Annotated in this window: 25 protein-coding genes; 20 read left to right on the plus strand and 5 right to left on the minus strand. The window is 31.1% G+C overall.

Going from position 1 to position 22,070, the window contains the following annotated elements; translation table 11 throughout:
* Positions 1-127: 127 nt before the first annotated feature.
* The 18 genes from M4I21_RS14005 (at position 128) to M4I21_RS14090 (ending at position 16,116) form a co-directional block, all read left to right on the plus strand.
* Complete coding sequence (locus M4I21_RS14005; RefSeq protein ID WP_249559856.1) at positions 128-946, plus strand: VanW family protein; 819 nt, start codon at positions 128-130, stop codon at positions 944-946.
* The gene (locus M4I21_RS14010) at positions 943-1,899 is read left to right on the plus strand and encodes a TolB-like translocation protein (RefSeq protein WP_249559857.1); all 957 of its coding nucleotides are present in this window, start codon (positions 943-945) and stop codon (positions 1,897-1,899) included. The genes M4I21_RS14005 and M4I21_RS14010 overlap by 4 nt, the downstream gene beginning before the upstream one ends.
* A gap of 104 nt (positions 1,900-2,003) precedes the next feature.
* Positions 2,004-2,981 (plus strand): glycosyl transferase family 90, encoded by a 978-nt coding sequence (locus tag M4I21_RS14015; RefSeq protein WP_249559858.1) that lies wholly within the window; start codon positions 2,004-2,006, stop codon positions 2,979-2,981.
* A 14-nt stretch (positions 2,982-2,995) separates the two neighbouring features.
* Complete coding sequence (locus M4I21_RS14020; RefSeq protein ID WP_249559859.1) at positions 2,996-3,517, plus strand: GNAT family N-acetyltransferase; 522 nt, start codon at positions 2,996-2,998, stop codon at positions 3,515-3,517.
* Positions 3,518-3,681: 164 nt separating this feature from the next.
* On the plus strand, positions 3,682-4,518 hold the full coding sequence (locus M4I21_RS14025) for a phosphatase PAP2 family protein (protein WP_249559860.1): 837 nt from the start codon (positions 3,682-3,684) through the stop codon (positions 4,516-4,518).
* A 113-nt stretch (positions 4,519-4,631) separates the two neighbouring features.
* A complete protein-coding gene (locus M4I21_RS14030) occupies positions 4,632-5,534 on the plus strand; it encodes a hypothetical protein (RefSeq protein ID WP_249559861.1) in 903 nt (300 codons plus the stop codon).
* Between the two features lie 101 nt (positions 5,535-5,635).
* The gene (locus M4I21_RS14035) at positions 5,636-6,199 is read left to right on the plus strand and encodes a TetR/AcrR family transcriptional regulator (RefSeq protein ID WP_249559862.1); all 564 of its coding nucleotides are present in this window, start codon (positions 5,636-5,638) and stop codon (positions 6,197-6,199) included.
* A gap of 77 nt (positions 6,200-6,276) precedes the next feature.
* Positions 6,277-6,828 carry a carboxymuconolactone decarboxylase family protein gene (locus M4I21_RS14040; protein WP_249559863.1) on the plus strand — a complete coding sequence of 184 codons (552 nt, stop codon included), beginning with the start codon at positions 6,277-6,279 and terminating at the stop codon, positions 6,826-6,828.
* A gap of 196 nt (positions 6,829-7,024) precedes the next feature.
* The gene (locus M4I21_RS14045) at positions 7,025-7,339 is read left to right on the plus strand and encodes an EthD family reductase (RefSeq protein WP_249559864.1); all 315 of its coding nucleotides are present in this window, start codon (positions 7,025-7,027) and stop codon (positions 7,337-7,339) included.
* Positions 7,340-7,392: 53 nt separating this feature from the next.
* Positions 7,393-8,061 carry a hypothetical protein gene (locus M4I21_RS14050; RefSeq protein WP_249559865.1) on the plus strand — a complete coding sequence of 223 codons (669 nt, stop codon included), beginning with the start codon at positions 7,393-7,395 and terminating at the stop codon, positions 8,059-8,061.
* A 31-nt stretch (positions 8,062-8,092) separates the two neighbouring features.
* On the plus strand, positions 8,093-8,749 hold the full coding sequence (locus M4I21_RS14055) for a DsbA family oxidoreductase (RefSeq protein WP_249559866.1): 657 nt from the start codon (positions 8,093-8,095) through the stop codon (positions 8,747-8,749).
* A gap of 27 nt (positions 8,750-8,776) precedes the next feature.
* Complete coding sequence (locus M4I21_RS14060) at positions 8,777-9,442, plus strand: peroxiredoxin-like family protein (RefSeq protein ID WP_249559867.1); 666 nt, start codon at positions 8,777-8,779, stop codon at positions 9,440-9,442.
* A 27-nt stretch (positions 9,443-9,469) separates the two neighbouring features.
* Positions 9,470-10,555 (plus strand): L-dopachrome tautomerase-related protein, encoded by a 1,086-nt coding sequence (locus M4I21_RS14065; protein ID WP_249559868.1) that lies wholly within the window; start codon positions 9,470-9,472, stop codon positions 10,553-10,555.
* Positions 10,556-10,557: 2 nt separating this feature from the next.
* Complete coding sequence (locus tag M4I21_RS14070) at positions 10,558-11,226, plus strand: haloacid dehalogenase type II (protein WP_249559869.1); 669 nt, start codon at positions 10,558-10,560, stop codon at positions 11,224-11,226.
* 59 nt (positions 11,227-11,285) lie between these two features.
* A complete protein-coding gene (locus M4I21_RS14075; protein WP_249559870.1) occupies positions 11,286-12,044 on the plus strand; it encodes an aspartate/glutamate racemase family protein in 759 nt (252 codons plus the stop codon).
* Positions 12,045-12,138: 94 nt separating this feature from the next.
* A complete protein-coding gene (locus M4I21_RS14080; protein WP_249559871.1) occupies positions 12,139-14,400 on the plus strand; it encodes an FUSC family protein in 2,262 nt (753 codons plus the stop codon).
* A gap of 313 nt (positions 14,401-14,713) precedes the next feature.
* Positions 14,714-15,316, plus strand: coding sequence for a short chain dehydrogenase (locus M4I21_RS14085; RefSeq protein ID WP_249559872.1), 603 nt, complete (start codon positions 14,714-14,716; stop codon positions 15,314-15,316).
* A 95-nt stretch (positions 15,317-15,411) separates the two neighbouring features.
* A complete protein-coding gene (locus tag M4I21_RS14090; protein ID WP_249559873.1) occupies positions 15,412-16,116 on the plus strand; it encodes a DUF4197 domain-containing protein in 705 nt (234 codons plus the stop codon).
* Positions 16,117-16,332: 216 nt separating this feature from the next.
* Here M4I21_RS14090 and M4I21_RS14095 read toward each other — a convergent pair whose 3' ends face one another.
* Positions 16,333-17,112: an alpha/beta fold hydrolase gene (locus tag M4I21_RS14095; protein ID WP_249559874.1), complete on the minus strand. Its 780-nt coding sequence runs from the start codon at positions 17,110-17,112 to the stop codon at positions 16,333-16,335.
* Positions 17,113-17,311: 199 nt separating this feature from the next.
* Here M4I21_RS14095 and M4I21_RS14100 point away from each other — a divergent pair, with 199 nt between their 5' ends.
* Positions 17,312-17,506 (plus strand): hypothetical protein, encoded by a 195-nt coding sequence (locus M4I21_RS14100; RefSeq protein WP_249559875.1) that lies wholly within the window; start codon positions 17,312-17,314, stop codon positions 17,504-17,506.
* Here the strand turns inward: M4I21_RS14100 and pyrF are convergent.
* Both pyrF and prfA read right to left on the minus strand, forming a co-directional pair.
* Positions 17,498-18,319 (minus strand): orotidine-5'-phosphate decarboxylase, encoded by an 822-nt coding sequence (gene pyrF, locus M4I21_RS14105; protein WP_249559876.1) that lies wholly within the window; start codon positions 18,317-18,319, stop codon positions 17,498-17,500. The genes M4I21_RS14100 and pyrF overlap by 9 nt on opposite strands.
* A 132-nt stretch (positions 18,320-18,451) precedes the next feature.
* Positions 18,452-19,528: a peptide chain release factor 1 gene (gene prfA / locus M4I21_RS14110; protein ID WP_249559877.1), complete on the minus strand. Its 1,077-nt coding sequence runs from the start codon at positions 19,526-19,528 to the stop codon at positions 18,452-18,454.
* Between the two features lie 380 nt (positions 19,529-19,908).
* On the opposite strand from prfA, the gene M4I21_RS14115 reads away from it, so the two are divergent.
* Positions 19,909-20,553: an ATP-binding cassette domain-containing protein gene (locus tag M4I21_RS14115; protein WP_249559878.1), complete on the plus strand. Its 645-nt coding sequence runs from the start codon at positions 19,909-19,911 to the stop codon at positions 20,551-20,553.
* A gap of 7 nt (positions 20,554-20,560) precedes the next feature.
* Here M4I21_RS14115 and M4I21_RS14120 read toward each other — a convergent pair whose 3' ends face one another.
* Together M4I21_RS14120 and M4I21_RS14125 are read right to left on the minus strand one after the other, a co-directional pair.
* Complete coding sequence (locus M4I21_RS14120; protein WP_249559879.1) at positions 20,561-21,841, minus strand: DUF3570 domain-containing protein; 1,281 nt, start codon at positions 21,839-21,841, stop codon at positions 20,561-20,563.
* Between the two features lie 18 nt (positions 21,842-21,859).
* Complete coding sequence (locus tag M4I21_RS14125) at positions 21,860-22,069, minus strand: DUF4266 domain-containing protein (RefSeq protein WP_249559880.1); 210 nt, start codon at positions 22,067-22,069, stop codon at positions 21,860-21,862.
* Position 22,070: the final 1 nt, after the last annotated feature.

Consider the following 22,070-nt stretch of genomic DNA (forward strand, 5'->3'; position numbering starts at 1 on the left):
TAAGTAAAAAATCGGCTAACTTGGAAAACCATAAAGATGTACGTATCGTTTTTACATAAAGCTACATATGTTCTTTTAAAGATGAGTACTAACTATAGCCAAAACGTTATATTTTATTCTAGAAATTTTGAACGAAATAAAAAAACCAATAGACCGCAGCAAACTAAGACAAAAACTAGGGAAAGAGTACTTTATTCTTAAAAGAAGATGGAGTTGGATTTTTACAGATCGCACCTATTCTAAAGCTAAAACTACGGTAAATTTTAAACATCCTGTATTTAAACACAGATCGCTTATTCTAAGGCCTCTAAAAGATGTAGATATGTACCTACAAGAGAATAAAAGAACAAACCTTGCAATAGCTATAAAACACCTTAATGAAATTGAAATTAAACCCAATGAATATTTTTCACTTTGGAAACTTGTTGGCCGCCCAACAAAAAGAAAAGGGTATTTAGAAGGCCTAGTTTTAAAAAATGGCGAAATAGACAGAGATACTGGTGGTGGACTTTGCCAATTAGGAAACTTACTTTTTTGGGTTTTTGCACATAGTCCGTTAAGCGTTAAAGAAAGATATAGACACGGTTTTGATGTTTTCCCTGATGTGAATAGAAAAGTACCCTTTGGAGCTGGCGCAACTTTATCTTACAACTACATAGATTTACAGATAAAAAATGAAACTAATACTAGTTTTGTAATTAAGCTTTGGCTAGATGATACTCACTTAAATGGGGAATTACTATCTAACATTAAAATAGAAGAGTCTTATAAGGTTGAGGAAAGAAACCATATTATTAAACAACAGTCTTGGGGAGGTTACTCTAGACACAATCAAATATTTAAAGTAATTACTAGAGATGACTTAGAAACTGAAAAAATGATTGTAGAAAATCACGCTATTATGATGTACAATCCTTTTCTTCAAAATACTAAAAAGTCAGAATGAAAAAGCATTTAAATAGAACAACCCTACATAAATCTAAATTAGTAATTCTTTTATTTTTACTATCAAACTCAATAATAGCACAAGTCGAATCAGATATTACACAGTTTGATGACGTTCTAAATGATTATAGTAATGTTAGAGATTTTTGTATTTCTAAAGATGGTAACGATGCCTATTTTACTATGCAAAGTCCGGATCAAAACATTTCTCAAATAGTCCATATAAAAAAAGAAAATAACAAATGGACAGAACCAGAGTTGCTTCCGTTTTGCGATTCTTATATGTATTTAGAACCTTTTTTATCTTATGATGAAGATAGGTTATTTTTTGTTTCTGACAGACCATTAAATGACACCATAAGCATTAAAAAAGATTTTGATATTTGGTATGTAGAAAAAGATATTAAAAATGGTAAATGGTCTAAACCTAAAAATTTGGGCGCGCCAGTTAATTCTAACCTAGACGAATTTTACCCATCTGTTAGTAAAAACAACAATTTATACTTTACTATGGTTTCGCCTAACGGTTACGGTAAAGATGACATATATGTTAGTATATGGGACAAAAATAAATACGAAAAACCAATTCTATTAGACAAAAACATAAATAGTGAAGGTTATGAGTTTAACGCTTTTATTTCTTTGGATGAAGATTTTTTACTGTTCTCTAAATACAACGAAGAAGACGGACAAGGAAGTGGAGATTTATACATCTCTAAAAAAAATGCGAATGGAGAATGGCAAAAAGCCACAAATATTGGTACTCCTATGAATACAAAATATATGGAGTATTGTCCTTTTTACGACCAAAAAAACGAGACCCTATATTTTACAAGTAAACGCTTAACTATTACATCTAAAAAATTTATTTCTATTCTAGATTTTAAAAATTATGTACAAGGAAGTAAAAACGGTTTAAGTAAAATATATAAAACTGTATTAAAAATTGAATAAATCTATTCGTAGAACATTTAAATGTTAAGAATGTAACACCTTTGACCAAAATTTATTTTTGATTTAAACAATTATAGTATTTTCGCAAAAAAGGAATCAAAACTATGGAACTTAAAAGGTTGTCTTATAAACACAAGAATAATAAACTCTTGTATTATTCTAAAAATTACTTTAGACAACTTATCCCTTCTAAATTTTATCAATCTAAATTAGATGCTAGGTTAAAACAAATAGATATTCTTAGCACTATAGAATTAGAACAAATAACATCTAGAGTGCATTACTATAATAAGTTAGAATCTAATTTTAACCTGTCATCAGAATCTAAAAGTTTAAACGAATTAGAATTAAAAAAGGGTAAAAAAGAGTATTTTTTTGATCTATATGAGTATGGTCGATATTTTAAACAAAGTTTAAGAGGTCATTTTTTATTTGGTGACATAACAAAGGTTTATAAAGAACCTGCTTTTGTAAAAAGTAGACCCATTAATGATGAAAATGAAAATTCAATTTTATTAAAATGGAATAAGGTTAGGCACTTTATGTTTGTTAAGAACGATAAAGTTCCTTTTTCATCTAAGAAAGATATCTTAATAAGTCGCGGCCAAATATATGCTTATCAACCACACAGAATTAAGTTTTTAGAACTATACTTTAACCATCCAATGTGCAATATTGGTATGGTGAACACCAAGGACATAGTTCCCAAATGGAAAGTAGATAGAATGACTATTTCTGAAAAATTACACTATAAATTTATTCTTTGTTTAGAAGGAAATGATGTTTCAAGTAATTTAAAATGGGTAATGTCTTCTGGTTCTTTAGCAGTAATGCCAAAGCCTAAATACGAAACTTGGTTTATGGAAGGCACACTTATTCCTGATTACCACTACGTAGCAATAAAAAATGATTATTCGGATTTAGAAACAAAACTACAATACTATATAGATCATCCAGAGAAGGCACAAGAAATTGTTAAAAACGCTAATGACTATATAACTCAATTTAAAAACAAAAAGACGGAGGATTTAATCTCTTTGTTAGTTCTAAAAAAATATTTTAACAAAACAAATCAATACTAAACCATTACTATAAAATGAATAATTATAAGGTATTTGAAACTGATAGACTACATTTAAAACCTACTACAGAAGAAGATGCCAAATTTATTTTTGATCTTTTAAATTCTCCTAAATGGTTAAAAAATATTGGAGACCGAAATATACATACCTTACTAGACGCTCAAGAATACATCAAGACTAAAATGCTACCGCAACTTAAGCAATTGGGCTTTTCCAATTATACCATTATCAGAAAAGAGGATAAGGTTAAAATTGGCTCTTGTGGTTTATATAACAGGGATGGTTTAGAGGGTATAGATATAGGCTTTGCTTTTTTACCTGAATATGAAAAAAAAGGATATGCTTACGAAGCAGCCAATAAACTAAAAGAAGCTGCTTTTAAAATATTTGACCTTAAAAAGATTAGCGCAATAACATCAAAAAACAATATAGAATCTCAAAATCTGCTACTAAAGTTAGGGCTAAAATTAGTAGAAACTATAACATTACCTAATGATACCGAGGAGTTATTACTTTTTAAAATTGATAAGGAATAACTAGCTAAAAAGTATCTAAACTCAATAAATTAGATAAATTACATTGTATCTATAGATTTATAGTGCTAATTTCGCCAGCTAATTCCTGTACTAATCTTGCTTACTACTAACGTAAATTGGTAAGTAAAAAAATTAGTATTATTAACTAATACACACCACAAGTTATGCGTTTAGGTTTTATACTACTATTACTTTTATGTTCTTTTACTGGTTCTGCTCAGCAATTAAACAGACCTACAGATAGCACCACTATCTGGAAAACCTTTAAGTATGATGCTAACTCATCATGGCGTGGTATAAAACACTCTATAACAAGACCATTACATTGGAAAGGTAAGGACTTTGCTAAGTTTGGAAGCCTATTTGTTGGTACTGCTATAATTGCTACCGCAGACAGGCAAACAAGCGACTTTTTTATAAATCAAGAACAACAGTTACCTCACGCCGTAAAAGAATTTGGTTTTTACTTTGCCAAACCTCAGTACTATTTTGCATTGAATGCAGGTGTTTATGGAGTTGGTTTATTTACCAAAAACGAACAAGTACGTAAAACCGGTGTACTAATCATTTCTTCATCTATTACCGCTGGATATTTACAAATTATGGCTCGTTCTGCTTTTGGACGTGCAAGACCATATTCTGGTAAAGACCCTTATACCTTTAAACCTTTTGAAGGATCAGAAGAATACTTTTCTTTTCCGTCTGGACATACCGTGTTAGGTATGACCGTAGCGCATTCTATCGCAAAACAGTTTGATAACACTTGGGCTAAAGTAGGTATTTACTCTGTTGGTAGTCTTCCCGCTATTTCTAGAATGGTAAATGGATCTCATTGGTTAAGCGATGTTGCTTTTGGTGCTGCTTTTAGCATACTTGTTGTAGATGGAATAGATAAATTTTTGTTTAAAGAAAAGTTATACGACTATCCTACAAAACCAAAACTTGTTACTTGGAATTTAAAATTTTCTGGTAGTCAAATTGGTATTGTTGGTACTTTTTAAAATCTACAATCTTTTTAGTATTTAACCCAGAATTAGGGTGTAAAATACACCTGAATATAGGGATTAGACTTCTTAAACAGAACTATATCTTTGGTATAACCTAAAAAAGTAATATGCCACAAGAGAACAATAATAGCAACCAAGATAAAAGAAACTACGGTTTGCTAAAATTTGCAATGATAGCGGGTTTAATATTGTTTTACGTAGTACAATGGTTTGGACCTGGGCTTATTAAAAATTACAAACAGAATAAGGAATTTCAGAACATACATTATGGTGGAGACCAGTCTGCACTAGATGCTTCTGTAGAAAGGTACAACCAGGCCATTATGGACATTAGGCACTATACAGATAGTATTACAAACAAAAATAGCAGTTTACACATTTATACCAATGATACTACAGAATTGACTGCTTCAATTAGACCTAATATAAACTATGATGTTTTTAATGAATATGGTTTTCCAAGACCCGTTATTCAAAAAAACAATGCCATCACAGCAGAGCTAAATAGGTTTTTAAAAAACAGAGATAGCCTAGGTTACAACATAATTTTAAACACAAAAAAAGGTGGCTTTTATTTAAAGCGACTTGTGAACAACAATAAAGAAACAGAGTACGTTACTTTTTCTACCTACTATTATAATAGCAAAGAAAAAGATCATTTAAAAGAATTAATCAATAAAAAGAATAACTACACTTCTATATTACAATCAAAAGAAGAAAAAATTAGAGAGTTAGATTCTTTACAAAAAGCGAAAATAATTTTTACAGAAACCGAGTTAGATAATCAGAAAATAAAGTCTGGTTTAAAGCTTATTATGGGCCCAAGAATTAAATTAAAAGATAGTACGCACCTATTCTACTTTACTGCCTATAGCAACTCTATAACAAAAGAACATTTAAAGACTAAACTCCAAAATTTTGTTCCTTTATTCTTAAAAAAACAAGACACGACCAACTGCTTTATTAAAGAGGTTACCATTATAAGACCTACTTATGATGATGATGAATAAACTTAATTACGCAACCTTTTATCGGGCAAATATGTTAAATAATCTTAAATATTTTCCTATATCAAAGCAAGTGCTTAGTTTTGTCCTGTAGTTAATTAATAATGGCACGTAAAAAACAATATATCGAAGAGGAAGTAATAGAAAAGGCAATGGGTCTTTTTTGGCGCAATGGTTACGAAGCTACTTCTGTTCGTATGTTAGAAAAAGAAATGGGTATTAATCAATTCTCTATCTACGCTAGTTTTAAAAATAAACAGGGTGTTTTTTTAGAAAGTGTTAAGTATTACAAGACTCAAATAAATACCATTAAAGAAAAACTAAGAACATCTAATAACGGTGTTATTGGTCTTAAGCAATATTTTTATGATTTTATTGAGTTCTCATCAGAAGGCAATTTAAGAAAAGGCTGTTTGGTGACTAACACGGTAAATGAGATTAAAGAAGATGTTGAGCCTATTGTAATGGACGAACTTAAAAAGTTTGCAAATGAAATTAGAGATTTATTTGTAAGTAATTTAAAACAGGACGACAAAAAGGAAAATGCTTTAATAGAAAAGCAAGCAGATTTTTTAATGAATACCATTTTAGGTTTATCAATTGCATCTAAAGTGTTTCATAAAAATCAATTAGAAAATATAATAGAAGTTACATTTACAAACCTGTAACATTTTTTTTACAATATAACTAAGCGTTTGCTTAGATTTAAATTAAAACAAATATTAATAACATAAAATTAAAAATTATGACAACTTTAAAAATACACAACATTGAATCTGCACCAGAAGCTGCAAAACCATTATTAGAAGCTTCTAAAAAAGCCTATGGAATGATTCCTGGTTTGCACGGTGTTTTAGCAGGATCTCCAGGATTATTAAAAGCATACCAAGATTTGCATCAATTATTTACAGAAACATCTTTTAATAATGATGAACTTACTGTAGTATGGCAAACAATTAACGTAGAGCACGCTTGTCATTACTGTGTGCCAGCGCATACAGGTATTGCAAAAATGATGAAGGTTGATGATGCAATTATTAATGCTTTACGTGATGAAACTCCACTTGCTGATGCTAAATTAGAAGCATTACGTACTATGACTTTATCTTTAACTCGTAATCGTGGTAATGTTTCTCAAGAAGATTTAGAAGCTTTTTATGCAGCTGGATACGGTGAGCAACAAGTATTAGAAATTATTTTAGGTTTATCACAAAAAGTAATTAGCAACTATACAAACCATATTGCTAATACTCCGGTTGATGCAGGTTTCCAAAAATTTGCTTGGTCTAAAAAATAAAAAACTGTCGCAAAAGTAGTTTGGCTATGAAGAGGATAGCGACATATAACCTTCCGTGCCATCCACGGAAGGTTTTTTTTTAGTACCAATAGAAAAACCTAAAGAAAACATAAATGAACACTTATACATGTGTACAGTACGTAAATTTGTGTAAGATTGCTTTCTTGTCTTTGAAATAATTTTTAAAAACAATAATATGATAAAAGTATCTGTAATGTACCCAAACGGTAAAGACGTTAAGTTTGATGCCGATTATTATAAAACGAAACATTTACCAATGATCGTAGAAGCTCTTGGTAGTGCTTTAAAAGGGCTAGAGCTAGACTTAGGATTCGCTAGTAGAATTCCTGGAGAACCCGCTCCTTATGTAGCTATTGCTCATTTAAAGTTTGATGATGTTGCAGCGTTCCAATCTTCATTTGGCCCACACGCAGAAGTCTTTGCTGCAGATATAAAAAACTACAGCAATGTACAAGGAGAGTTGCAAATTAGTGAATTGGTTACGTTTTAATAAAAACAGTACCTAACGTAACTATTTGTTCTAAGAAGTAAAATTAAACTAGAATGAAGGTAAAAGATAAGAGCATAAATAGTATTGCCAAAACTTGTATAGATCTCGTTTTTAGATCAGATACAATTACCCCTGGCTTTGTACATTTAGACTTTGGAAAAAACCTGACTTCCTTAGCGTTTAGGTCTATTATGGTTGATTTAAAGAATGAACTTTCTAAGTTTACGCTAAAAACATATCATAAACCATTAACGTACCATTGGCTCGTTAGATTTAATCAGCAGGTGAATACACCTTTTCACTTAGACAATGCAAAGGACACATCGTTTTTAATGTTAGGCTATGAACCTAGTAAAGTAGAAAGTGAATTATACCTAGCAGATTACGCAAAATATATAGCAGAGAGTAAAGATCATTTAAAAGGCGATATAGACAAAATTATTCCTGTTTTTAAAAATGATATATCACTACTTTCTCCATACATATCTAAGGTAAAATCCTTTACTAAAGAAAATTATAGTATTGTACTAATTAACAATAGTAGTCTAAAGTCTCACCTAAATATGCTAGGTGTGCTACACAAAGTAACTATTCCAAAGCAGGATCTTACCAAAAGTAGAATTGTAAATTCTATGATTATTAATTTATTATCTACAGGGGAAAGTAACGAGAATGAGCCTAATGAAAAAGATTTTTTAAACACTAGTATTATTAGCGAGTAGCTAATTCTAGTATGTAATTAAAATAAAAATTATGACAGAAAAAATAAAGATTGATGTTGTTTCTGATGTTGTTTGTCCATGGTGTGCCATTGGATACAAACGTTTAGAACAAGCAATTAAAGAACTTGGTGTTGAAGATAAGATAGAATTAGAATGGCAACCGTTCCAGTTAAATCCAAATATGCCTGCTGAAGGTCAGGATGTAGAAGAACATATTACAGAAAAATATGGTTCTACTCCAGAGCAGCAGAAAGAATCGCAAGAGCGTATGACAGATTTTGGCGCTGAACTTGACTTTAAATTCGATTATTTTAAGGGTATGCGTATGGTTAATACGTTTGACGCTCACGTACTTTTAGAGTATGCTAAAGAACAAGGCAAACAAACAGAACTCAAATTGCGTTTAATGAACTCATTTTTTGGAGAGCGTAAGGATGTGTCTAACAGAGAAATTCTTAAACAAGAATTAGAAGCTATTGGTTTAAACGCTACAGAAGCTTTTGCTTTATTAGATCATGAAGAAGCAAGAACAAAAGTAAGGTCCGAAGAAGAGTACTGGAAAAGTTTAGGAGTAAACTCTGTACCTACCGTTGTTTTTAACCGTAAAAGTGCATTAACTGGTGCACAACCAGTGGACACTTACAAACAAGTAGTAACGGAATTACTAGCAGAACAACAATCTGTTTAATTTAACAAATTGTTTAAAACACAACAAATGGATAACAATAAAAATACTGGAGAATTAGATACTTTGCTAGATAAAGTACGCCAAACAGGTGCTGCTAAATTCACAGACGAAAAGAAACAGATTTATGCAAATGGTATTTCTAGTGTTAAAAACTCTGGCATACTAGAAAAGGCTTTAAATGTGGGAGATAAAGCTCATAATTTCACCTTAAAAAATGCTTTAAATGAGTTGGTTACTTTATACGACGAATTAAAAAACGGCCCTGTAGTTTTAACGTGGTACAGAGGTGGTTGGTGCCCGTATTGTAACATTACATTACATGCTTTACAAGAAAAGTTACCTGAATTTAAAAACGAAGGTGCAACACTTTTAGCTTTAACTCCAGAATTGCCAGATAACTCTTTAAGTACATCAGAAAAAAACAATTTAGAATTCGCTATTTTAAGTGATTTAGGAAATACTATAGGAAAAGAATATGGTGTAGTTTATACGTTAACAGACGATGTGGCTACTGTATATAATGCTGGTTTTGGATTAAATAATGTAAATGGAGATACTAGTAATGAATTGCCTTTAGCTGCAACCTATGTTATAGATACTAACGGAATAATTACGTATGCTTTTTTAGATGCAGATTATACCGTACGTGCAGAACCTTCAGAAATATTGGCTGCTTTACAAAAGTTAAAATAATCTATTTTAAGTAAGAAAAACGAATCAATGAAAAATTTAAGCTATATAATTATCCTTTCTATTTTATTTATTTCTTGTAAAGAAAAAACAGCTAACAAAACAGAATCGACACCTGTAGTCATACAGACTGAAACTCCAAAAATTACCCAAATAGCATCTTTTAAGGGGCAGCAAGTAACGGGAGTATCTGTGAGTAATGAGGGTCGTATTTTTGTAAATTTTCCTAGATGGAGAAATGGAGTTAACAATTCTGTGGTTGAAGTTGAAGTCGGTAGCAACAACCACTCCCCTTTTCCTAACAAAGAATGGAACTCTTGGGAAATTGGAGACAAGGTAGAAGCTACTAAATTTATTGGTGTACAATCTGTAGTTGTTTATGATAATCTTATTTATGTTTTAGATACAAGAAGTCCGCTTTTTCAAGAAGTTTTAGATGCACCTAGAGTCTTTGTGTTTAATATAAACACAAAACAATTAGAGCATACTTATATTTTAAGTGAAGGCACTTATCACGCTAATTCTTATATAAACGATTTACGACTTGATAAAAAGAATAACAAAATATACTTTACAGACTCTGGCAATTCTGGTTTGGTAATTTTAGATTTAAAAACTGAAAAATTTACTAGAGTTCTAGACAATCATCCCTCAACAGCTGCAGAGGTTCAGTTTTTAACTTTTGATCATAAGAAATGGACAAATACAGTAAATTCTGATGGTATTGCTTTAGATACTAAAAATGATAAATTATACTACCACTCACTTACAGGCTATAGTTTATACAGTATACCTACAAAGGCCTTGGCTTTAACTAATGAAAAAGAGGTTGAAAATGCAGTAACTTTTGAAGCTAAAACATCTGCGCCAGACGGAATGATTTTTGACGAAAACGGAAACCTATATTATGCAGATCTAGAACACAATAAAATTATGTATCGCAAAACAGACGGTAGCATACATACTTTAATTGAAGGTGATATCGTAAAATGGGCAGACACTTTTAGCATTTACAATGGATATTTATATTATACCAACTCTAGAATTAATGAGGTAACTGCAGATATTTCTGATATGGAGTTTACCATTAATAAAATTGAATTAGCAAAAAACTAATTATGAAATACACCTTAGCTTTTGACGTTTATGGCACACTTATAAATACGTCTGCCGTACTCACTTCGTTAGAGAAACTAATTGGCAAAGATGCTGCAAAACCATTTATGGATACGTGGCGAGATAAGCAATTGGAGTATTCTTTTAGACGTGGCTTAATGGATAAGTACACAGATTTTTCAATATGTACAGACAATGCACTTAGTTATGCGTGTAAAAAATTTGCTATAGATTTAAGTTGTGAACAAAAAGAAGCATTGCTAAACGAGTATAAAGTATTACCCGTTTTTGATGACGTTGCTAATGGTTTAGAAGAACTAAAAAATGCTGGTCATCGTTTGTTTGCTTTTTCTAACGGAAGTAAAGAAGCGGTTACAAAACTACTAACTACAGCTACTATTATTCACTATTTTGAGGCTGTAATTAGCGTAGAAAATGTAGAAATGTTTAAGCCTAGCCCTATTGTATACGACTACTTTTTAGAAACTGCAAATGCAAAAAAAGAGGAAAGCTGGTTAATATCTAGTAATAATTTTGATGTTATTGGTTCTAAAATGTTTGGCATGCATTCTGCTTGGGTACAACGTACTCCAGATGCTATTATGGATCCTTGGGGAATAGAGCCTACAACAGTAATACATAAGTTAACAGATTTAGCTAAAAATTTATAGCTTTTTAACAGCTATGGCTTTAAAATTTACTGTTATTTTACACCCTTAATTTTTTAGGTATGATACATAAAACAATAGGTATAGTTGGCGATGTTGGCAGCTATGCTGGTATAGATTTAATTAAAAAGGTGTACGACCTTACAGAGGCAAAATCTGACCAAGAGCATTTACCTGTTTCCATGTTATCCGTGCCACACAAAATTATAGATCGTACGAAGTACCTATTAGGCGAGACAACTATAAATCCGGGTATTGCTATATCAGAAATTATAGCATCGTTAATTGCTAGCGGTTCTAGTATTATAGGTATTCCTTGTAATACGGCACACGCAAAACCTATTTTAAGTTTAATTGAAAAAAGTATCCCAGAGTCTTGTGTGCTTGTAAATCTTATTGAAGAAGTAGGCTTACACATTTCTACTAAATATCCAGAAATTACAAAAGTTGGAGTTTTAGGTACTACAGGTACTATTTTAGCTAAAGTATATCCAGATGTTTTAGCTAAATATAATATTGAAGTAATTCAGCCATCAGAAGATATTCAAGATTTGTTTGTACACCCTTCTATTTATGATGCTAGCTACGGCATTAAAGCATTTTCTAACCCTGTGAACCAAAAAGCAAAAGAAAACCTAAGTATGGCGGCAACTTATTTATCTAGAAAAGGCGCACAAGCTGTAATTTTAGGCTGTACAGAAATTCCGCTTGCCATACAATATGAAAAGATTGAAGACAGTTTAATTATAGATGCAACAACCGTTTTAGCAAGTGCTCTTATTAGAGAATCTAGAAAAATGGAAGAAGAGCGGCTAAATTAATTTTAGTCTTACTCTTAAACCTAATAATTTATTGCATTTTAATTAACGTCAAGGTCAAATTTGCTAAAAAACAATTAGACTATCTTTGCCTACAATGCAGAAAAAGATTACCACGTACTTAAAAACCATTGAGCTCTTTTTAAAAGGGTCTGCCTTCTACAGAGGTATTGTACTTACTATATCTGTGGTTATTCCTTTGGTTTTTTTTTATTCGATTGGACAAATGGAGTATGCACCATCAATTGTTTTAGGTGCTTTTTTAAATGCTCCTAGTGATGTTCCTGGCAGTCTAAAACGTAAAATAAATGGTATTCTAATTGGTATAGGACTAACAATGTTGGTTACTAGTGTAATTCTATTTACTAAACCATTTTTTATAGTACTACTAATTGCCATTGCTGTTTTAAGTTTTATAATAGCATTAATTTCTGCGTATGGTTTTAGAGCTTCATTAGTTTCCTTTTCTGGTTTACTAGCTATTGTTTTAGGATTAGCTGTTAAAAAACCTGAAGCTACAGAAATTTGGCAACACGTTGGTTTAATAGGTATTGGTGGTTTATGGTATTTAATTGTATCATTAATTTCTGGTTGGATTTCGCCTAAAAAAGATGTAGACCAGTTATTGTCTGACACATCTGCACTTACCGGTAAGTACCTAAAAATAAGAGCTAAACTATTAAGTAAACCTGCTAAAAGAGATAAATTCTCTACCAAAGCACTTATTATACAAACCCAAATAAGTGAAAAGCACGAAACACTAAGAGAACTCTTATTAAAAGACCGTAAGCGTTCTGGTAGATCTATATCCAACGAAAAAAGATTACTGATTTTTATTTCTCTAGTAGATATTTTTGAGCTCGCTCTTGCAAATAATTTAGACTATTCTAAAATAGATTCACTTTTTGAACTTCAAAAACACCATATTAAGTCGTTCAAAAAAATGAATAAAGTAATGGGGAATCACCTTATTATGTTATCAGAATTACTGCTTAAAAAAGACAAGTTACCAGATATATCTATCCTAAATAAGACTTTTGAAGAATGTAATACTTCTATAGGTGCCTTTGTTGCCGAAGTTACCTTACCTAAAGCCAGAGATGGTGCAATTACACTACGTAATTTACACGATTACCAAAAGCAACTTTTATCAGAAATAAAAGCTATTAGACGCGTATTAAGCAATTCTGAAAATACAGCTAAGGTTTTACCAAAAACACAGGAATCTAAACAATTTTTAACCCTGCAAGAATATAAATTTAATATTCTTTTACAACATTTTAGCCTAAAATCTCCAATGCTTAGACACGCATTACGCTTGTCTTTAGCCATTGTTTTTGGATTTCTAATTGGTAGTATTTTAGATTTAAAAAATGCGTATTGGATTGTACTTACTATCATAGTAATTATGAGACCTAATTATGGTTTAACAAAAGAGCGTTCTAAAAACAGAATTATAGGTACTATAATTGGTGCTGTAATTGCCACAATTATAATTCTTATTACACAAAACACCATCGTTTATATGGTATTAGCTGTAATCTCTTTAACCTTTGCGTTTTCATTAATACAACAAAGTTATAAGGCTGGTGCTGCATTTATTACATTAAACATTGTTTTTGTTTATGCTTTATTAGACCCCAATGCTTTTTCCGTAATTCAATACCGCGTAATAGATACTGTTATTGGCGCTGCTATTGCTTTGCTTGCTAATTATGTAGTTTTTCCTAGTTGGGAGTACAAGAATTTAGACACTGTAATTTTAAAAGTAATACTAAGTAATAGAGATTATTTAGAAGCTACAAAAAAATTATATCAAAATAAAGAAACCAATACCTTAGAGTATAAAGTATATAGAAAAGAAGCTTTTTTAGCTATGAGTAATTTAAATGCAGCTTTTCAGCGTTTAACACAAGACCCAAAATCTAAACAAAAAGAGTCTGTTTTAATATACGATATAGTAACCCTTAACCACACTATGTTATCTGCAATTGCATCTATAGGTAGTTATATTTTAAACCACAAGACAACACCTGCTTCTAAAGAGTTTGATATTATAGTTTCTAGTATAAACACTTCTTTAAAAAAATCTGCTTTAACGCTAGAAAAAGTAAACTTTACAGCAGATGAAGAAGAGGTACACGTAGATAAAGCACAGCAAAAACTTAGCAAAGATTTTGATGCTTTAGCCTTAGCAAGAGATAAAGATATTGAAGCTGGTAAAACAGAAATAGATAAAGACACGCTACTAAATTTACAAGAGTCGCACTTGATATCTAACCAGTTAATTTGGTTAAAAACGCTGTCAGAAAACCTACGAAAAGTAACGGTTAAGTACACAGATGTTTTTAATAAATAATTTTTCATTTTTATAGATATAGCAATATAAAAAAAGAAACTAATAATAGATATTTTAGGTTGGTATGGCTCTGCTATAATTATTTTGGCATACGCACTTACTCTTGTAGAAAATAAGAAGTATTTAGAATGCGGTAAGTACCTTAATTTAATAGACGGACTTTTTATTGCTTTAAATTGTTTCTATTACAATGCTATTCCGCATTTGTAACAAATTTATTGTGGAGCATCATAGCTACATTAACAATCTATAAAAACCGAAAAAACAATACACCTAGACAAAAAAGAAATGTATAATTCTAAAATATATTGATATGAAAATTTTAATTATCGGAGGCAACGGAACAATTGGTAAAAAAGTAACAGCACATTTTAAAAATGAAGCAGAAGTACTTGTAGCTGGCAGAACAAGCGGAGATGTAACTGTTGATATTGCCAATAGCAACTCTATAAAAGAAATGTTTGATAAAACAGGAAAACTAGATGCCATAATATCTATTGCGGGTGAAGCCAAATGGGACACATTTAATAACTTAACAGAAGAAGATTACCATATTGGACTTAATAGCAAACTAATGGGCCAAGTAAATCTTGTACGTATTGGCCAAAACTATTTAAATAAAAATGGCTCTATAACCTTATCTACTGGTATTTTAGCAGATGATCCTGTTGTAAAAACTACAAGTGCTGCGATGGTTAATGGTGCTGTGCATAGTTTTGTAATGGCAGTTGCATTAGAAATAGAAAATGGTATTAGGGTTAATGCTGTATCCTCTAACGTAGTAGAAGATGCATACGATAAATACAAAGATTTATTTCTTGGCAATATGCCAATACCAATGAATAAACTAATTGGTGCTTATGTTAGGAGCGTAAAAGGCAAACGTAGTGGCGAAATTATAAGACTTTATAATTAAGGTTAAAAAAAGACTAAAAACACCATAAAACTCAAGGCTTTTGTTACTTTTGCACTACCTTAATTAGGTATAACACAAACACAAACCATTATAGTATGAAAAAGTTACTTTTAGTCCTTGTAATATTTAGTTTTATAAGTTGCGCAGAACTACAACAAGTAGTAAACCAATTGCCACAAAGCGGTGCTGTACTAAGCAATCAAGAAATTGCAAACGGATTAACAGCTGCCCTTAACCAAGGTATTCAAAAACAAGTGAGCAAGCTTACTCTAAAAGATGGCTACTACAAAAATGAGTTGGTAAAAATTATTTTGCCAGAAGAATTGCAAAAAGTAGATAAAACATTACGTAGCATTGGCTTAAGTAGTTTAGCCGATCAAGGATTAAAAGCTATCAACAGAGCTGCAGAAGATGCGGTTGGTGAAGCTACTCCTATCTTTGTAGATGCTATTAAAAATATGTCTTTCGCAGATGCTAAAAATATTTTAGTTGGGTCGGACAATGCAGCTACACAGTATTTAACAGCAAACACAGAAACTGCTTTATACAGTAAATTTAACCCTGTAATTAAAAAGTCTTTTTCTAAAGTTGGTGCAGATAAAATATGGGCTCAACTTATTACAAAATACAATAGCTTACCACTTACAAATAATGTAAACCCAGACTTAACAGACTATGTTACACAAGAAGCCTTAGAAGGTGTGTTTACTATGATTGCTGTTGAGGAAAAAGAGATTAGAAATAAAGTTTCTTCTAGATCTACAGATCTTTTAAAGAAAGTATTTGCCTTACAAGATTAAAAATATTACTAATTTCTCTTACATTTTACAATAATCTAAAAATAAGGACGTTATGTAAATATGAAACGTGTTATCTAACTTATTATTAATGTTAAGTTAACCGTGAATATTACAAAATTTTCGATTTTTGTAAAAAAATTGAGTTAGTATTTTTTTGAGTTAGTTAGTTTAAAACCGGTGGGAGCACCGGTTTTTATTTTTTGTAGTATTTTGTGTTTAAAACGATGCGATATACTTTATAACCTTTTCATTAAAAACGTCTGGTTGCTCCACATTTACTACGTGTCCGCAATCTTCTATTACCACTAACTCTGATGCTTCATGCTGTTGCACAACTTTTCTTATAGAAGGTAAAAACATATAATCTTCTTGTCCCATAATATATAAAGCAGGAATTTTTATATCCTTTGTTCTAAAAAAACGAAGTAATGGATTTATATCTGCAGTAAGCTTAAACCAACGTATAAACTCTTTCTGGTATAACTTCTTAGCTTCACGTACAAAAAGAGATCTAGACTCTTTATGGTTCTTATTTGGCATTATTACAAATGCAAAAAACTTATACAACCATAAATAAGGTACAACAGATTTAAAAATGGTTCCTAAACGCATTAAAACCTGTGATCTAAAGTTTAATTTTAGTATTGCTCCACCTAAAACCATACTCTCTACTTTCTGAGGGTAGTTTTCTGCTAAATTTCTAATTAAGATTGTCCCTAATGATATACCAATAAAATGAGATTTTTCTACGTTCTCAAATTCTAAAACTTGTACAATATCTTCAGTTAAGAAATTAAAGGTATACTTCTTATCATAAACATCTTTAAAACTGTGTTTAGATCCACCGTGACCTCTAAGATCTATAAGTAGTATATTAAACTCACTCCTAAATGCTCTTACTTGTTTAAACCAGATAGAAGAACTACCTCCTGCTCCGTGAATAAACGTAACCCATTTTTCAGAAGTTTTATGTCTATAAGTTGTATAATTAAGCAATATATTTTTGTGTTGATTGATGATGCTTTAAGCGCGTAAAAATAGGAATTATATATGTTGTTTGTATCACAATGTTAGGATTTTCAGAAATTAAAGTTAAAAAAAAGATAAATTACCTATTTATTGGTCATACGTCACTCTTCTGATGAACCAAAACCCCTGTTTGAAACGTATCTTTGTAAAGAACAAAACATTAGCTATGAAAAATCAATATTGCAAAGTAGGTACTACCACTCCTTTAACTAACGAAGAGAATATGATTTCTCTATTAGAACGCAGATATAACTCTTTTATTGAGATGGCTGCACAAATAGGAAATAGCAACACAAAATTGGCTGAATTTTTACAATTTAAAGCTGTAAAAACAAGAAGAACTTTAGAAAAACTAGCTTAGTTTCTCTAGCTCTATTTTCATTTGCTGTTGTAAGTCTTGAGCTTTTTGCGCTGCCGCTTTAGCAAAGTCTAAATCGTTGCTTGCATAAATTATGCCTCTAGATGAGTTTATTAATAAACCTACATTAGAACTCATACCATATGTACAAACATCAGCAAGATTACCTCCTTGTGCCCCAACCCCTGGCACTAATAAAAAGCTATTGGGTATTATTTGTCTAATTTCAGATAAATACTCGGCTTTTGTAGCTCCTACAACATACATTAAGTTTTTAGACCCTTTATACGTTTTAGAGGTCTCTAAAACTTGTTTATATAACTCTTTGCCGTCTACAAGCTTTGTTTGGTAGTCAAAAGCACCAGCATTAGATGTTAAGGCTAAAAGTATTGTATGCTTGTCTGTAAAGGCTAAGAAAGGCTCTACAGAGTCTTTACCCATATAAGGAGCAATAGTTACCGAGTCAAACCCCAAGTCGTCAAAAAAGGCTTTAGCATACATTGTAGAGGTATTACCTATATCTCCACGTTTAGCATCTGCAATTGTAAAAATCTCTGGATAATTAGCATTAAGGTATTTTATAGTCTTTTCTAAAGAAACCCATCCTTTTATACCATACGCTTCATAAAAAGCAGTATTTGGCTTATAAGCAACACATAAATGGTGCGTAGCATCTATAATTTCTTTGTTAAAAGCAAAAATAGGATCTTCTTCTTTTAGTAAATGCTGTGGAATTTTAGTTAGGTCTACATCTAAACCTATGCACAAAAAAGATTGTTTCTTATGTATTTGTGCTACTAACTGTTCTGTTGTCATTCTATACTATGTTTTGACTTTGTTATATAAAAAAAGATTTTGCAATTGATGTATTTTGAACCTGAACTTCTTCAATCTTCAATTTATCAACCTACAAAATCTTTCATTTTTTTTTTAGAATCTACGTATTCCCTAGAAAATTTCAGATGCTTCTTTTAGTTTCTCTGTATTTTCAACAAGCATTAACTCATCTAAAATTCTTTGAATATCTCCATTTATTATATTCTGCAAATCGTAAAGTGTTAAACCAATTCTATGGTCTGTTACCCTACCCTGCGGATAATTATATGTTCTAATTTTAGCAGAACGGTCACCACTACTTACTTGTGAATTACGTTTTGCGGCATCTTCTTCTTGCTTTTTAGCTAATTCCTGATCGTACAATCTAGAACGTAATACTTTAAATGCCTTTTCCTTATTTTTATGTTGAGATTTTTGATCCTGACACTGTGCTACTAATCCTGTAGGTAAGTGAGTTAAACGCACTGCAGAGTACGTTGTGTTTACAGACTGTCCACCTGGTCCAGAAGAACAGAAAAAATCTACACGAACATCTTTAGGTTCTATTTGTACATCAAAGTCTTCTGCTTCTGGCAATACCATAACCGTTGCAGCACTTGTATGTACTCTACCTTGTGTTTCTGTTTGTGGTACTCTTTGTACACGGTGCACTCCAGCTTCAAACTTTAAGGTACCGTAAACATCATCACCTGTAACTTCAAACTGAATTTCTTTGTAACCACCACTTGTACCTTCACTTAAATCTATCACGTTGGTTTTCCAACCTCTAGATTCACAATACTTAGTGTACATTCTAAATAAATCACCTGCAAAAATACTAGCTTCATCTCCACCAGTACCTCCTCTTACCTCTACCACAACATTCTTAGAATCTTCTGGATCTTTAGGTATAAGTAATAATTTAATTTCTTCTTCTAACTTAGGCAATGCAGTTTTAGCTTCATCTAATTGCATTTTAGCCATATCTACCATTTCTGCATCGCTACCGTCAGAAATAATTTCGTTAGCCTCTTCTATATTGTTCGTAAACTCAAGATATAAATCTCTTTTGTCACATAACTTCTTAAGATCTTTATATTCTTTGTTTAGCTCTACATAACGCTTTTGATCTGTAATAATATCTGGTTGGATAATTAAATCCGAAACCTCATCAAAACGTTGTTTTACTATATTTAATTTGTCAATCATAATCCGTGCTTCGCTTGGACTGCGAATTTACGATATTTTTGTATATTTATTTAAATAATTTAAAGACAAGAATATTTGATGAAATCATTTTTAAAAATACAGACATACAAGCTTTGCTTTATTTTTTACGTAACTTATATGTTTTTGTCTCCAATAGTTACATTGTATCTAATTTTTAGATCAATATCCATTATTCAATTATTTACAATAAAAACTGTTTTATTTGGCTTGTTATATATTCAATTTATTTCTAATGTTAAACTAAATCAAAAGTTAACTTTTTATCAAAATTTTGGACTCTCGAGGATAAAAATTTTTTCTTTTTTATATTTAATCGATAGTATACTCACATTATTAGCTTTTAAAACAATCTCCTTATTTTGATAGTAGAAATAGACAATGTAGAGTATTTTTTTGGTAAAAATAAAATTCTATCAGGAATTTACATAAAAGGAGAAACTGGCACGGTAACTGGTATTCTTGGAAAAAACGGTTGTGGAAAAACATCATTATTAAAAATCCTATTTGGCAATTTATCTCCAAAAAGCAAAAATATTAGAATAGATGGTAAACATCAAAAAAAAGCTTTGTTTAGTACATGTCTTATTGCATATTTACCACAACATTCCCTTATTCCTAAAAATTTAACGACGTCAAGAATATTTAATTTATTTAAAGTTTCATGGATAGATTTTGTAGCTGAGTTTGACACTTTTTCTTTATACGAAAAAACTAAAATCAATAAACTTTCTAGTGGTGAAATAAGAGTTATTGAAACATATTTAATCTTAAAGTCTAGAAAAAAGATAATTCTATTAGATGAACCATTTTCTTTTATTTCTCCTATTCACATTGAAAAAATCAAAAACATAATCAACACACAGAAAAAAGAAAGTGTAATTATTATAACAGATCACTATTATAATGATATTTTGGAAATTAGTGACACTCTCTTTTTTTTTAAAAATGGATATTCTAAACCTATCGACTCAAAAGAAGATTTAAAAAACGAAGGCTATATTTAGTTTCTAATTATCTGACATTTACAAAAGTAGCTCCCAAACTTACTATAAAAGAGTCTAATCCGTTGTCTCTATTGTACATTGTTCCCCTAACGTCTATCGTTTTTAAACCAAAACCAAAAACTCTTTGCTTGGCAAAAATATCTTTGTAGCGTAGACCTGCTCCGTATTGATGAGATATAAACTCACTTAAATCATAATCAGATGTGTAATAGTCCAAAATAGACACTGCTCCTTCTTTCTCATAAAAATATTCAGATTCTGATTGATTGTAAAACCTATATGTAGGGTATAATGTAAAAACATTATTTAATTTAATAGGAACCTCTATACTAGCCGTATTAGACGTAATTCCCCAATCATCTGTATAAAAACGATAATAGGTACGTAACACAAAAGTATCATTAAGATAATAGTTTAAGCGACCTCCTATTGGAATTTTAACTCGGTTATCTGGCAATATTTCTACTCCGTCTGCTAATTGAAAATCATCAATAAAAAAATCGTTCATATCTCCAAAGTATACACGCTGAAAAGGTGTACTTAATAATCCGCTCTGTACAATAACATCTGCAAATAAAGATCCTTGCACCTTTTTACCTAATATCTGTGACAAGCCTAAAGACACTGAATATGTATTTCTATTTTTGTTAGTAAACTCAGTAAAATTAGGGTTATACGTTCCTGTTCCTGAAACTCTACTATCAAAAAAACCTTGCCTTAACTCTATTGGGTATTGCGGCTTCCATTTGTCTAAAAATACTTGTCCAGAAATAGACAATTCTGTGTTTTTCTCATTAAACAAGTATGTATAACTAGCTCCTATACCCACAGAACTATAATCGTACTCCTTTGCGGAATATAAACTAGCTCCTATAATTTTATTTCTATCTTCTGAGCTGTGCTCGTAACCCGCTTTAAAATGAATTAGCTTATCACTTTTAGAAGCTCCTGAAGACGCATTAAAAGGGTTAACTCTCTTGCTAAAATCTCCATCTAATGGGTTTACATTACTAGACGATGCAGATGTGTACGCAGATATACCAACATCTACAGTAAGTACATCATCATTATTTAAAGGTATTTTTACAACGATGGTAGATGTTACATCTGTTAACTCTTGCGTACCCTCACCTCCAGATACAGCTGCATTATCTCCATCTTGATCGTAGTAACTAAAAAGCAGGTCTACTTCTGCATCTTCTAAAACTCGTTTGCTATAAGTAGCTTCTTCTTGTCCGTAGATTAGAACAGAAAATAACAAAGCTATTGGTATAAGAACCTTTTGCATTATTTTAATTATTTATTTTTAATTACAACCGCAACCACCACCTGTTTTACCTCCGTTTGCTCCTGAAGCTGATTCTCTGTAAACCTGAAAATTGGTTTCGTAACGTTCTATGTTTTTTGCTGCTAGGGTCATCTCCTCATCATTAAGGTACACCTTATCATACCCCTTTACAGCTACGCAAGATGTAGCTGTAACAGCCAAGCAGAAAAGAATAATTAAATTTCTCATA

It is taken from the genome of Cellulophaga sp. 20_2_10 (assembly GCF_023476645.1).
GTDB lineage: Bacteria > Bacteroidota > Bacteroidia > Flavobacteriales > Flavobacteriaceae > Cellulophaga.

Excerpts from the sequence above, each read along its gene's own strand:
- M4I21_RS14075 (WP_249559870.1), top strand. The coding sequence starts at position 11,286 with ATGATACATAAAACAATAGGTATAGTTGGCGATGTTGGCAGCTATGCT.
- M4I21_RS14085 (WP_249559872.1), top strand. The coding sequence starts at position 14,714 with ATGAAAATTTTAATTATCGGAGGCAACGGAACAATTGGTAAAAAAGTA.
- M4I21_RS14070 (WP_249559869.1), top strand. The coding sequence starts at position 10,558 with ATGAAATACACCTTAGCTTTTGACGTTTATGGCACACTTATAAATACG.
- pyrF (WP_249559876.1), bottom strand. The coding sequence starts at position 18,319 with ATGACAACAGAACAGTTAGTAGCACAAATACATAAGAAACAATCTTTT.
- M4I21_RS14065 (WP_249559868.1), top strand. The coding sequence starts at position 9,470 with ATGAAAAATTTAAGCTATATAATTATCCTTTCTATTTTATTTATTTCT.
- M4I21_RS14020 (WP_249559859.1), top strand. The coding sequence starts at position 2,996 with ATGAATAATTATAAGGTATTTGAAACTGATAGACTACATTTAAAACCT.
- M4I21_RS14035 (WP_249559862.1), top strand. The coding sequence starts at position 5,636 with ATGGCACGTAAAAAACAATATATCGAAGAGGAAGTAATAGAAAAGGCA.
- M4I21_RS14045 (WP_249559864.1), top strand. The coding sequence starts at position 7,025 with ATGATAAAAGTATCTGTAATGTACCCAAACGGTAAAGACGTTAAGTTT.
- M4I21_RS14040 (WP_249559863.1), top strand. The coding sequence starts at position 6,277 with ATGACAACTTTAAAAATACACAACATTGAATCTGCACCAGAAGCTGCA.
- M4I21_RS14015 (WP_249559858.1), top strand. The coding sequence starts at position 2,004 with ATGGAACTTAAAAGGTTGTCTTATAAACACAAGAATAATAAACTCTTG.
- M4I21_RS14025 (WP_249559860.1), top strand. The coding sequence starts at position 3,682 with ATGCGTTTAGGTTTTATACTACTATTACTTTTATGTTCTTTTACTGGT.
- prfA (WP_249559877.1), bottom strand. The coding sequence starts at position 19,528 with ATGATTGACAAATTAAATATAGTAAAACAACGTTTTGATGAGGTTTCG.
- M4I21_RS14010 (WP_249559857.1), top strand. The coding sequence starts at position 943 with ATGAAAAAGCATTTAAATAGAACAACCCTACATAAATCTAAATTAGTA.
- M4I21_RS14030 (WP_249559861.1), top strand. The coding sequence starts at position 4,632 with ATGCCACAAGAGAACAATAATAGCAACCAAGATAAAAGAAACTACGGT.
- M4I21_RS14055 (WP_249559866.1), top strand. The coding sequence starts at position 8,093 with ATGACAGAAAAAATAAAGATTGATGTTGTTTCTGATGTTGTTTGTCCA.
- M4I21_RS14090 (WP_249559873.1), top strand. The coding sequence starts at position 15,412 with ATGAAAAAGTTACTTTTAGTCCTTGTAATATTTAGTTTTATAAGTTGC.
- M4I21_RS14120 (WP_249559879.1), bottom strand. The coding sequence starts at position 21,841 with ATGCAAAAGGTTCTTATACCAATAGCTTTGTTATTTTCTGTTCTAATC.
- M4I21_RS14125 (WP_249559880.1), bottom strand. The coding sequence starts at position 22,069 with ATGAGAAATTTAATTATTCTTTTCTGCTTGGCTGTTACAGCTACATCT.
- M4I21_RS14050 (WP_249559865.1), top strand. The coding sequence starts at position 7,393 with ATGAAGGTAAAAGATAAGAGCATAAATAGTATTGCCAAAACTTGTATA.
- M4I21_RS14100 (WP_249559875.1), top strand. The coding sequence starts at position 17,312 with ATGAAAAATCAATATTGCAAAGTAGGTACTACCACTCCTTTAACTAAC.
- M4I21_RS14060 (WP_249559867.1), top strand. The coding sequence starts at position 8,777 with ATGGATAACAATAAAAATACTGGAGAATTAGATACTTTGCTAGATAAA.
- M4I21_RS14080 (WP_249559871.1), top strand. The coding sequence starts at position 12,139 with ATGCAGAAAAAGATTACCACGTACTTAAAAACCATTGAGCTCTTTTTA.